At 66.1% G+C, this 10,677-nt stretch carries 10 protein-coding genes; all 10 read left to right on the top strand.

Features of this window, described 5'->3' with window-relative positions; genetic code table 11:
* Window positions 1-394: 394 nt before the first annotated feature.
* A complete protein-coding gene (locus ACFXGJ_RS22180) occupies window positions 395-1,159 on the top strand; it encodes an MlaE family ABC transporter permease (RefSeq protein ID WP_378624891.1) in 765 nt (254 codons plus the stop codon).
* A 4-nt stretch (window positions 1,160-1,163) separates the two neighbouring features.
* Complete coding sequence (locus tag ACFXGJ_RS22175) at window positions 1,164-2,015, top strand: MlaE family ABC transporter permease (protein WP_378624889.1); 852 nt, start codon at window positions 1,164-1,166, stop codon at window positions 2,013-2,015.
* Between the two features lie 5 nt (window positions 2,016-2,020).
* Complete coding sequence (locus tag ACFXGJ_RS22170; RefSeq protein WP_378624887.1) at window positions 2,021-3,202, top strand: MCE family protein; 1,182 nt, start codon at window positions 2,021-2,023, stop codon at window positions 3,200-3,202.
* Window positions 3,202-4,230, top strand: a complete 1,029-nt coding sequence (locus ACFXGJ_RS22165; protein WP_378624893.1) for an MCE family protein — start codon at window positions 3,202-3,204, stop codon at window positions 4,228-4,230. The genes ACFXGJ_RS22170 and ACFXGJ_RS22165 overlap by 1 nt, the downstream gene beginning before the upstream one ends.
* Window positions 4,227-5,282, top strand: a complete 1,056-nt coding sequence (locus ACFXGJ_RS22160) for an MCE family protein (RefSeq protein WP_378624885.1) — start codon at window positions 4,227-4,229, stop codon at window positions 5,280-5,282. Before ACFXGJ_RS22165 ends, ACFXGJ_RS22160 begins: the two co-directional genes overlap by 4 nt.
* An 8-nt stretch (window positions 5,283-5,290) precedes the next feature.
* Window positions 5,291-6,565, top strand: a complete 1,275-nt coding sequence (locus ACFXGJ_RS22155) for an MCE family protein (RefSeq protein ID WP_378624883.1) — start codon at window positions 5,291-5,293, stop codon at window positions 6,563-6,565.
* On the top strand, window positions 6,562-7,797 hold the full coding sequence (locus ACFXGJ_RS22150; protein ID WP_378624881.1) for an MCE family protein: 1,236 nt from the start codon (window positions 6,562-6,564) through the stop codon (window positions 7,795-7,797). Before ACFXGJ_RS22155 ends, ACFXGJ_RS22150 begins: the two co-directional genes overlap by 4 nt.
* Window positions 7,794-9,212, top strand: a complete 1,419-nt coding sequence (locus tag ACFXGJ_RS22145) for an MCE family protein (RefSeq protein WP_378624879.1) — start codon at window positions 7,794-7,796, stop codon at window positions 9,210-9,212. The genes ACFXGJ_RS22150 and ACFXGJ_RS22145 overlap by 4 nt, the downstream gene beginning before the upstream one ends.
* 74 nt (window positions 9,213-9,286) lie before the next feature.
* On the top strand, window positions 9,287-9,988 hold the full coding sequence (locus ACFXGJ_RS22140; RefSeq protein WP_378624877.1) for a hypothetical protein: 702 nt from the start codon (window positions 9,287-9,289) through the stop codon (window positions 9,986-9,988).
* Window positions 9,985-10,638: a h domain protein gene (locus ACFXGJ_RS22135; protein ID WP_378624875.1), complete on the top strand. Its 654-nt coding sequence runs from the start codon at window positions 9,985-9,987 to the stop codon at window positions 10,636-10,638. Before ACFXGJ_RS22140 ends, ACFXGJ_RS22135 begins: the two co-directional genes overlap by 4 nt.
* The last annotated feature ends 39 nt before the right edge of the window (window positions 10,639-10,677 follow it).

Genomic DNA, 10,677 nt, shown 5'->3' with positions numbered 1-10,677 from the left:
GTTGTCACCGCCCCCCGCACCGGCCGGTTCCCACGTCGGTCCGCGCCGCGGCGATACACATCCCTTGCGTTTTCGGACCGGCGAAAGGTGTAGGCAGGCAACGTGAGTAGTCGATCGAAGGTTCGGCGAACCATGTCCAACCTGGCGGCGGTGCTCGGGCTCTCGAGTCTCGAGGACCGGCCCGTCGCGACAGTCACGGAACCGATGAACGCACGCGAGCCGGGCAGCGGGACGATGTCGCCAGTTCTTGCCTTGACGCGCACGAATGGCTCGGAGGGGGAACGGCTTTGACACGTGAACACGTTCTAGTTAGTATGACCTGCATCACAGACGCCGGGGGGAATGTCGGCCTGCCTTCCCGAGCTGTGCGCGCGAAATTTGACGAGGAGGGACAGTGAACGACCTCCTTGCCGTGCCGCTGCGCGCGGTCGGTGGCTTCTTCGAAATGACCGGGGAGACCTTCCGTGCGATGGTGCGGCCGCCCTTCCAGCATCGCGAGTTCGTCGACCAGTCGTGGTTCGTCGCGCGGGTGTCGATTCTGCCGACCATCCTGGTCGCGGTGCCCTTCACCGTATTGGTGAGCTTCACGCTCAACATCCTGCTTCGAGAGATCGGCGCGGCCGACCTCAGCGGGGCCGGCGCCGCACTCGGATCGGTCACCCAGATCGGGCCGATGGTCACCGTGCTGATCGTCGCGGGCGCGGGCGCGACCGCGATCTGCGCCGACCTCTCCGCGCGCACCATTCGCGAGGAGATCGATGCGATGAAGGTGCTCGGCATCGACCCCATCCAACGCCTCGTCGTCCCCCGGGTGCTCGCGTCGACCGTGGTCGCGCTGCTGCTCAACGGTCTCGTGTCCACCATCGGTATTGCCGGCGGATTCGTGTTCTCGGTCTCTCTGCAGGGCGTCAACCCGGGAGCGTTCGTCAACGGCATCACGCTGTTGACCGGCTTCGGGGAGCTCATGCTCTCGCAGCTCAAGGCAGGTCTGTTCGGCATGATCGCGGGCCTGGTGGCCTGCTACCTCGGTCTCAACGTGAAGGGTGGAGCCAAGAGCGTGGGTGACGCCGTCAATCAGACAGTCGTGTTCGCCTTCATGGCGCTGTTCGTCGTCAATGTCCTGGTCACCGCCGTCGGCATCAAACTGACGGCGGGGTGACCGGATGGCACTCGCACTGACCGGACGATTCCGTGGCACCCGGCGCGGTATGGGCAAGATCTCCCAGTCCATCGACAAGATCGGCGACCACGCGCTGTTCTACGGGCGCGCCCTCGCCGCGGCGCCCAGGGCCGTCTTCCACTACCGCAAGGAAACGATCCGGCTGATCGCCGAGATCAGCATGGGCACGGGTGCGCTCGCCGTCATCGGCGGCACCGTCGTGATCGTCGGATTCCTCACCCTGTTCGCCGGTGGCACCATCGCCGTGCAGGGCTACAGCTCGCTCGGTAACATCGGCGTCGAGGCCCTCACCGGCTTCTTCGCGGCGTTCATCAACGTGCGCATCGCCGCCCCGGTCATCGCGGGCATCGGTCTCGCCGCGACGATCGGTGCCGGCTCGACGGCGCAGCTCGGCGCGATGCGGGTCTCCGAGGAGATCGACGCCCTCGAGGTGATGGCGATCCCGTCGATCCCCTATCTGGTCAGCACCCGTGTCATGGCCGGCATGATCGCGATCGTCCCGCTGTACTCGCTTGCCGTCGTCGCCTCGTTCATCGCGAGCCGCTTCGCCACCGTCGTCATCTACGGCCAGTCCTCGGGCGTCTACGACCACTACTTCTCCACCTTCCTGATACCGACGGACATCCTGTGGTCGTTCGGGCAGGCGATCCTGATGGCGCTGGCGGTCATGCTCATCCACACCTACTACGGGTACAACGCCAGCGGCGGCCCGGTCGGCGTTGGCGTGGCCGTGGGTAACGCGGTGCGCGCCTCGCTGATCGCCGTGGTCACCGTGACCCTGCTCCTTTCACTCGCCATCTACGGCGGGTCCGGCAACTTCAACCTCTCGGGATAGCGCGCATGACCGAATCCACCTGGAAGAAGAAGATCGCGGCGCTGGTGCTCGTGGGGAGCCTGGTAGCCGTCGTGGCTGTCGCGCTGACCATGTTCGCCGGCGGCTTCACCGATTCCGAGCCGGTCACCGTGACCGCGCCGCGATCCGGACTGGTGATGGACCGCGACGCGAAGGTCAAGCTGCGCGGGGTTCAGGTGGGCAAGGTCGCCTCCATCGAGGAGGAAGACGGCCAGGCCCGACTGAATCTGGCGATGGATCCCTCCAAGCTGGACCTGATCCCGTCGAACGCGAAGGTGGAGATCAAGTCCACCACCGTGTTCGGTGCGAAGTACGTCAACTTTGTTGTGCCCGACCAGGCGTCGTCGACGTCGCTCGCCCCGGGCTCGAACATCGAAGCGTCCTCGGTGACGGTGGAGTTCAACACCCTGTTCCAGCACCTGTCGACCCTGCTTCAGCAGATCGAGCCGGAGAAGCTCAACGCCACGCTCGGCGCGATCTCGTCGGCCCTGCACGGTCGCGGGGAGGAGCTCGGACAGCTGCTCGAGGACAGTGACTCGTACCTGAAGACGATGAATCCGACGCTGCCGCAACTGCAGCAGGACCTTGCCGCCGCCGCCACGGTGACCAACACCTACGCGGACGTCACGCCGAACCTGATGAAGCTGCTCGACAACGCGACCGCGACCAGCGGCACCGTCGTCGAGGAGCAGGCGAACCTGAACCTGCTGCTGATGAACGTGACCGGGCTGGCGAACACCGCCAACGAGGTGCTCACCACGAACGAGGCGAACCTGACGAAGTCGCTGTCCCTGCTGAAGCCGACGACGGCGCTGCTGTCCGAGTACTCGCCGAGCATCAACTGCCTGATCGTGGGACTGGACAAGGTGTTGCCGCTCGCCGAGGCACTCGAGGGCGGCAACCAACCCGGATTCAAACTCAGCGCCAGCTTTGTGCCAGGGGCGAAGCCGTACACCTACCCGGACAGCCTGCCCAAGGTCAACGGGACGGGTGGCCCGAACTGCTGGGGCCTGCCCGACTTCGATCCCAGGCGCGACGGCAACGCCAAGTTCGTCGTGACCGACAACGCAACCGTGCCCTACGTGCCGTCGACCAAGGTCGCGGCAAACGTGCCGAGTATGTTCCAGTGGCTTTACGCGGGCGTGGCGCCGCGGGGAGGGCAGAAGTGATGCGGCCGACCACGATCAAGCTGCTCGCGTTCACCACCGTGATGGTGCTGATCTTCGCCGGACTGGCGATCGTGTTCAGCCAGTTCCGCTTCGGCAGTTCCGACGGCTATCGCGCCGAGTTCACGAGCGCGTCCGGGCTCAAGGCCGGCGAGAAGGTCCGTATCGCGGGCGTCCCCGTCGGCTCGGTCAAGAGCGTCTCGGTCGGTTCCGACAACCTCGCGGAGGTCGACTTCACCGTCGACACCAAGTACCCGTTGCTGCAGAGCACGAAGGCGACGGTTCGCTACGAGAACCTGGTCGGAGACCGCTATCTCGAGCTGCTCGAGGGTGCCGGTTCCGCGGAGTCTCTCGGCGACGGCGGCACCATTCCGCAGTCGCAGACCTCGCCCGCGCTCGACCTGGACCTGCTGCTCGGCGGTTTCAAACCGCTCCTGCGCGGCCTGGATCCCAAGCAGGTCAACGACCTCACCGGCGCGCTGGTGCAGGTGTTTCAGGGTCAGGGCGGCACGCTGGTCTCGTTGCTGGGCAGCACCAGCTCGTTCACCTCGACCCTCGCGGACCGGGACAAGCTGATCGGCGACGTGATCACCAACCTCAACACGACGCTCAAAACGATCAACGACAAGGGCGATCAGTTCTCGACCACCATCGACCAGCTCCAGCAGTTGGTGAGCGGGCTGGCCAAGGACAAGGATCCGATCGGCAACGCGATCCCGAAGATCGCCACCGCCACCGGTGATCTGGCTCAGCTGCTCGAGGGAGCCCGCCCGGACCTGCAGGCCACGATTACCGAGGCCGGCCGCGTCGCAAACCAGCTCGACCAGGGCCAAGACACGATCAACTGGGTGCTCGAGCGGCTGCCCGAGGACTACAAGAAGCTGATCAGGACCGGTTCCTACGGTGCTTTCTTCCAGTTCTACACGTGCTCGGTCGGGTGGAAGTTCTCCGGACCGGACGGCAAGGAGCTTCACGTGGAACTCCCGACGACCCCGGCCCAGACCACCGGAAGGTGTGCACGGCTGCCATGAGCCATCGCGAGGCAAGAAATCCAGTACAGATCGGCATCATCGGGATCGTCGTCGCGGCATCTCTGGTGCTCGCCGGCCTGCAGTACGACCGGCTGCCGTTCCTCTCCGGTGGCGCCCGGTACCAGGCCTACTTCGAGGACGCCGGTGGCCTGCTCACCGGCGACTACGTCACCGTCGCCGGCGTCAACGTCGGCAAGGTGGACAAGGTCGATCTCGACGACCAGAAGGTGCTCGTCACGTTCTCGATGAACGAGGGCATCGGCCTGGGCGACAGCACCCGGGCCGACATCAAGACCAATACGATCCTCGGCCGCAAGTCGCTGCAGATCAGCCCGGAGGGTGCCGGTTCGATGCGGGCGGGCGGCGTGATCCCGGTGGACCGCACCAATTCCCCGTACTCGCTCAACGACGCTCTCGGCGACCTGACGAACAGTGTCTCCGAGCTGAACACGAAGCAGTTGAACGATTCGCTCAACGCGATGTCCGGGGCGCTGGCGAACACCCCGCCGGAGCTCCGGTCCGCGCTCGACGGGATTTCCCGGCTCTCGCAGAGCATCAACAGCCGCGACCAGAGTGTGCGGGATCTGCTCGCCAAGGCCGAGAGCGTGACGAAGATCCTCGCGGACCGCAGCGGCCAGATCAACTCGCTCATCGTCGACGGCAACCAGCTGCTCGGCGAACTCGACCGCCGGCGCGCCGCGATCAGCCAGCTGATCACCAACATCTCCTCCGTGTCGCGGCAGCTGACCGGCCTGGTCCAGGACAACGAGCAGCAGATGAAACCCACACTGGACAAGCTCAATTCGGTGGTGGGTGTGCTGCAGAAGAACAAGGACAACATCGGCAAGGCGCTCGACGGGCTGGGTCCGTACGCGACCGCGCTGGGTGAAGCCGTGAGCAGCGGGCCGTTCTTCGACGCCTATGTCGCGAACTTCAGCGTCGGCGCATTGACCCAGACCTTCACCGACTCGCTGGTCTGGCCCGGCCACGTGCCGAAGGATCTGCAGCAGTTGCCGCCGCTGACCACCGAGCTCAAGGATCCGAACCGATGAGTGCCCCGATGACGAGTCGTAAGAAGTGGCTGCTGCGCGGCGGCATCGCCGCCGTCGTGGTGGCGGCCCTGGTCGCGGGGGCGTTCGTGCTGTTCCCCGGGCTCGGCAAGACCACCATCACGGCGTACTTCCCGACCACCACGGGGCTGTACGCCGGCGACGACGTGCGGGTGCTGGGCGTGAAGGTCGGCAAGATCGAGAGCATCGACCCCTCCGGCGACAACGCTAAGGTGGTCATGAATGTCGACCGCTCGGTGGAGATTCCGGCCGATGCCAAGGCGATCATCGTGGCGCCCAGCCTCGTTGCGGCGCGCTTCATCCAGCTGACGCCGGTCTACTCCGGGGGCGAGGCGATGAGCGACGGCGGCTCGATCCCGGTGAAGAACACGGCGGTTCCGGTGGAGTGGGACGAGATCAAGACCGAACTGACCAAGCTCTCCGACGCGCTCGGACCGCAGGGTGCGGCGGATCAGGGTTCGCTGGGCACCTTCATCGACACCGCCGCGGCGAATCTTGACGGCAACGGCGATTCGTTGCGGACCACCCTGCGTGAGCTCTCGGACACTATGAAGACCCTCTCGGACGGACGCACCGACCTGTTCGGGACGATCCGGAATCTGCAGGCGTTCGTGACCGCGCTGTCGTCGAGCAATCAGCAGATCGTGCAGTTCGGCGGGCGGCTGGCGTCGGTCTCCTCGATGCTGGCGGACAACTCCGACGAGCTGGGCAAGGCCCTCGGCGACCTCGACCTGGCGATGGGCGACGTGCAGCGCTTCGTGAAGGAGAACCGGGAGAGTCTGACCGAGCAGATCGGTCGGCTGGCGGACGCCACCGAGGTCCTCGTGCAGAAGCGCCCGGAGCTCGAGCAGGTTCTCCACGTCGCGCCGAACGCGCTGGCCAACTTCAACAACATCTACGCTCCCGCGCAGGGATCGCTGAACGGCGCCTTTGCAGCGAGCAATGCGCAGAACCCGATCACCATGGTGTGCGGCCTGGTGCAGGGCCTCGAGACGAACGATTCGGGGAAGAGCGCGGACCTGTGCAAGGAGTTCCTCGGACCGGTACTGAATTCCGTGGCCCTGAACTACCCCGGCTTCCTCACCAACCCGGCGATCGGCGCGTGGGCGAAGCCCGACCAGATCGCGTACTCGCCGCCGAGTTTGGCGAACAAGGCGCCGGCCACCACCGCGGCGAACACCGTCGCTGGGCCGCTCGCGGCGATGCCCACCGTCACCGTGCCCAAGGATCTCGGGGCACTGCTCAAGCCGGGAGGCGGTCGATGATCACCCGCTCGAAGACCCGACGCAAGGTCGCGATGGTGTCCGTCGCGTTCGGGCTGACGTTGACCCTCACCGGATGCGAATGGAACGGGCTCAACTCGCTTCCGTTGCCCGGCACCCAGGGCAAGCAGGACGGCTCGTACACGGTCGAGATCGAAATGCCCAATGTGACTACGCTGTCCCAGAATTCGCCGGTGCGGGTCAATGACGTGACCGTCGGAACGGTGTCCGGGATCGAGGTGCAGAACTGGCATGCGCTGGTGACGGTGTCGCTGAATCCGGACGTGCAGCTGCCGGCGAACGCGACGGCGAAGATCGGCCAGACCAGCCTGCTGGGCTCGCAGCACCTCGAACTGGCGCCGCCGGTGGGGATCGCGCCGCAGGGCACGCTGAAGGACGGGGACGTGATCCCGCTCGAGCGGGCCGGTGCCTACCCGACGACGGAGCAGACCTTGTCCTCGCTGTCGGTGGTGCTCAACGGGGGCGGCCTGGCCCAGATCAACGACATCACCAAGGAGCTGAACGCAGCGTTCGACGGTCGCACGGATTCGGTGCGGGACCTGTTGCCCCAGCTCGACAACCTGGTCGGCAGCCTGGACAAGCAGCGCGGGGACATCCTGTCCGCGATGGAGGGCATCGACAAGTTGGCGGGTACCGTCAACCAGCAGAGCGCCACCCTCACAGCTGCACTCGACGGCATTCCGCCGGCGCTCGAGGTGTTGGTCGGGCAGCGGCAGAATCTCACCGACGCTCTTGTTGCGCTGGGGAATTTCAGTGACACGGCGACACGCGTGATCAACCAGAGTGGCGACGACCTGAAGGCCAATCTGAAGTCGCTGGCGCCGCTGCTGAACGAGTTGGCCGCGACCGGCAGCGCGCTCACCAATGTGCTCACCCTGATGCTCACGTTCCCGTTCGCGATGAAGAATTTGGACCAGGTGTTCCGGGGTGACTACGCGAACCTGATGATGACGATCGACATGACCAACCAGCGGTTGGACACGAACTTCCTGACCGGCACGGGTCTCGGCGGCACTCTCGGCGGTGTGGAGGGTGCGCTCGGGACCATCGCCGGGACCGCGGGTCAGGCGGCAAATCCGTTGCAGGTGCCAGCGCCGAAGCGTCCCGATCTCATTCAGCCTGAGCCGAAACCGGCTGCCGCACCGGTAATTCCGGGTCTTCCGCAGCTCCCGAAGATTCCGGGACTGCCGCAGCTAGGAGCGCCCAAGCCATGATGCTCACGAAGTTCGTCCGCGCTCAGCTGATCATCTTCTCGATCCTGACCGTGATCGGTCTGGTGGTGATGGCCACCCAGTACGTCCGGCTGCCTGCACTGTTCGGGATCGGCCGCTACGACGTCACCGTGCAACTGCCGTCGACAGGCGGCCTGTACCCGCACGCGAACGTGGCGTACCGGGGCACGAACATCGGCACCGTCGACGAGGTCGTGCTCACCGACACCGGGGTGGACGCCAAGCTGTCCATCGACAGCGGTTACGACATTCCGGCCGACGTGGACGCGACGGTCAAGAGCGTCTCGGCGATCGGTGAGCAGTACGTCGATTTGATCCCGCGCACCGATTCCGAGCCGTATCTGTCGGACGGCGACGTGATCCCGCTCGACAGGTCGGCGGTTCCGACCGATGTCGGCTCCATGCTCGACCAGGCCGACACGCTGGTGAAGAGCATCTCGAACACCCAGTTGAAGCTGGTGGTGGACGAGTCCTTCAAGGCGTTCAACGGTGCCGGACCGGACCTGCAGCGGCTGATCGACTCGGCGCGACTGTTCATTCAGGAGGCCAACAAGAACGTCGACGCCACCAAGACGCTGATTGACCAGGCCGGTCCGCTGCTCGACACCCAGGTGGTCAGCAGCGACGCGATCCGATCCTGGACCCGGGACCTGGTGACCTTCTCGAACCAGCTGCGGGCCAGCGACCCCCAGATTCGGGACCTGCTCGAGAAGGGGCCCGAGGCCGCGCAGCAGGCGAACGAGCTCTTCCAGGGACTGCAACCCACACTGCCGCTGCTGCTGACAAACCTGGTCAGCGTCGGCGAGGTCGGCGTGATCTACAACAAGAGCATCGAGCAGGTTCTGGTGACCTATCCGCCGCTCGTCGCCGGACTGATGACCGCCGCGAAGAAGGGTCCCCTCGAAGACGGGGCGATCGTGAACTTCGCACTGGAGGTGAATGATCCGCCGCCGTGCACCACCGGCTTCATTCCCGCCGACCAGTGGCGGTCGGGCGACCAGGTGTCCACCCCGGACACCCCGTCCGACATCTTCTGCAAGGTGGCACCGAACGATCCCACCGCGGTTCGCGGCGCCCGCAACTACCCGTGCATGGAGTTCCCGGGCAAGCGGGCAGGGACGGTCGAGGAGTGCAAGAGCCCGGAAGGCTACGTTCCGCTGGGTAACAACCCGCCCAACGGCCCCCCCAAGGATCCGTCTGTACCCTCGTACAAGACGGTTCCCAGCTCGTATCAGGGAACCGGAGGCGCGCCAGTCACGGCACGACCGTACGACCCAACCACGGGCAAATACACGACCGCCGACGGTCGCCTGTACTCCCAGCCCGCGCTGGCCACGGGGGGTAAGCCGAGAGAGGATTCGACGTGGCAGACGATGATGACACGTCAGCAGGGCTGACGCCCACGAAGAAAGAAGCAGCCACGCGTAGGCGCGCGAGTCGAAGCGCCGGACCGGCCAAGGACCGGCCGGCGGTGGAGATCGTCGAGAAGGCGGCCGCGGCGACGACCGTCGATGCGGCTGTCGCGGAGCCGAAAGGGGTAGCCCCGGAGGCGGGTGCCTCGGCTGACGCGACGCCGAAGGTCGACCTGGCCAAGGGCGAGCCGGCCACCGCCACCGAGATTCCGGTCGCCGACGAGGAGAAGGACGACTCGGAACCCGTGGCTGAGACGTCCCCGTCGAAGGCCTCGCGCAACTGGCGCCGGCTCGCCGCGATCGGCGGCGTCGCAGTGCTGGTGGTAGCGCTTGTGGTCGCCGGGATCGTGCTGCTGATCGACCGGAACTCCGCCAACGAGCGCGACGCCAAGCGTGGCCAGTTCGACCAGGTGGCCCGACAGACGGTGCTCAATCTGACCACCATCAAGCCGGACACCGCCAAGGAGGACGTCGACCGCATCCTCGCGGGAGCCAGTGGCGAGTTCAAGTCCGAGTTCGACGGTCGCCAGGACCCCTTCGTCAGCGTGGTCAAGGAGGCCGGGGTCACCACCGTCGGCAAGATCATCGAATCGGGGATCCAGAGCGAAGACGGTAATACCGCAAAGGTTCTCGTCGCGGCGCGCGCCGACGTCAGTACCCCGGACAACACGCAGAACGGCCCGCGCGACTTCCGGATGCGGGTGACCGTCACGGACGACGGCGGGACCATGACGGCGTCGAAGGTGGAGTTCGTGCCATGAGCGAAGACGAGAAGTCGGTGAAGCCGACCGAGCCCACTGACGTGGATTCCATTGCGGCCGAGCAGAACACGGCCGAGCAGAAGGTCGACGGGGCCGCCGCTGTCGGCGAGGCCGCAACTGACGACGTCGCCGCCGAGGACGCCGCGGCGCCTTCGGGCGGCAAGCGTGATCCGCTGCGCATCGCGCTGGCGGCGATCGCGGGCGTGCTCGTCCTCGCGCTGGCGGGCGGTGTCGGCTGGCTGTACTGGGGCCACCGGCAGGACGTCGCGACCGAGCAGGCCCGCGTCGACGCGGTGCAGGCCGCGGGCGACCAGGCGAAGGCGATGCTGTCGTACGACTACAACAAGGTCGACGACCAACTTGCCGCGGCCGCAGACGGTCTCACCGGTTCGTTCAAGGACGACTACACCAAGCTGGTGCAGGAGACGATCGCCCCGGGTGCCAAGGAGAAGAAGCTCACCGTCCAGGTGACCGTGCAGGCGGGCGCGCCCGTTTCCGCGACTCCGGACGACGCGGTGGTGCTGCTGTACCTGAACCAGATCACCACGAGTTCGGATGCGCCGGAGGCGGCGACGACCGGTAGCCGGGTGCGGATGGAGATGCACAAGGACGGCGACCGCTGGCTCACCGCGCGCCTGACGCCGGTGTAGCCGCCGGCAAGGCAGAAGAAGGGGCGCGGCCCCGGGGAG

The organism is Rhodococcus sp. NPDC059234, assembly GCF_042754225.1.
Lineage (GTDB): Bacteria > Actinomycetota > Actinomycetes > Mycobacteriales > Mycobacteriaceae > Rhodococcus_G.
This window is presented reverse-complemented; position numbering and strand designations above follow the sequence as displayed.

Excerpts from the sequence above, each read along its gene's own strand:
- ACFXGJ_RS22175 (WP_378624889.1), top strand. The coding sequence starts at position 1,164 with ATGGCACTCGCACTGACCGGACGATTCCGTGGCACCCGGCGCGGTATG.
- ACFXGJ_RS22170 (WP_378624887.1), top strand. The coding sequence starts at position 2,021 with ATGACCGAATCCACCTGGAAGAAGAAGATCGCGGCGCTGGTGCTCGTG.
- ACFXGJ_RS22165 (WP_378624893.1), top strand. The coding sequence starts at position 3,202 with ATGCGGCCGACCACGATCAAGCTGCTCGCGTTCACCACCGTGATGGTG.
- ACFXGJ_RS22160 (WP_378624885.1), top strand. The coding sequence starts at position 4,227 with ATGAGCCATCGCGAGGCAAGAAATCCAGTACAGATCGGCATCATCGGG.
- ACFXGJ_RS22155 (WP_378624883.1), top strand. The coding sequence starts at position 5,291 with ATGACGAGTCGTAAGAAGTGGCTGCTGCGCGGCGGCATCGCCGCCGTC.
- ACFXGJ_RS22150 (WP_378624881.1), top strand. The coding sequence starts at position 6,562 with ATGATCACCCGCTCGAAGACCCGACGCAAGGTCGCGATGGTGTCCGTC.
- ACFXGJ_RS22145 (WP_378624879.1), top strand. The coding sequence starts at position 7,794 with ATGATGCTCACGAAGTTCGTCCGCGCTCAGCTGATCATCTTCTCGATC.
- ACFXGJ_RS22135 (WP_378624875.1), top strand. The coding sequence starts at position 9,985 with ATGAGCGAAGACGAGAAGTCGGTGAAGCCGACCGAGCCCACTGACGTG.